1 protein-coding gene is annotated in these 311 nt (G+C 45.7%); it reads right to left on the bottom strand.

Features of this window, described 5'->3' with window-relative positions; genetic code table 11:
• The coding region (locus MiAbW_RS19355; RefSeq protein WP_151697364.1) for a GxxExxY protein at positions 1–245 on the bottom strand (245 nt) is incomplete at its 3' end.
• Positions 246–311: the final 66 nt, after the last annotated feature.

Genomic DNA, 311 nt, shown 5'->3' with positions numbered 1-311 from the left:
GTTTTCAGTTCGACAATAACCAGATTTTCCACCAATAGATCGAGACGATAACCACAATCAAGTTTAACACCGCGATAAATCACTGATTGAGGAACTTGACGCTCCACCGCTATCCCCCTATCCAATAACTCGTACTCTAAACAGGCCTCATAGGCCGACTCCAATAGTCCTGGACGCAACTCCCGATGAACAGCGATCGCTGCCCCAATAATCTCCTTAGATAAATCATTAGCCCTCTCATCCATAACCTTAGTGTCCTTCGTGCCTTTGTGGTTAATCCCCTTAGTGTCCTTCGTGCCTTTGTGGTTAAT

It is taken from the genome of Microcystis aeruginosa NIES-4325, from assembly GCF_008974145.1.
Taxonomy (GTDB): Bacteria; Cyanobacteriota; Cyanobacteriia; order Cyanobacteriales; family Microcystaceae; genus Microcystis; species Microcystis aeruginosa_G.
The sequence above is the reverse complement of the archived record's forward strand: the minus strand, read 5'-3'. Positions and strand labels throughout refer to the sequence as shown.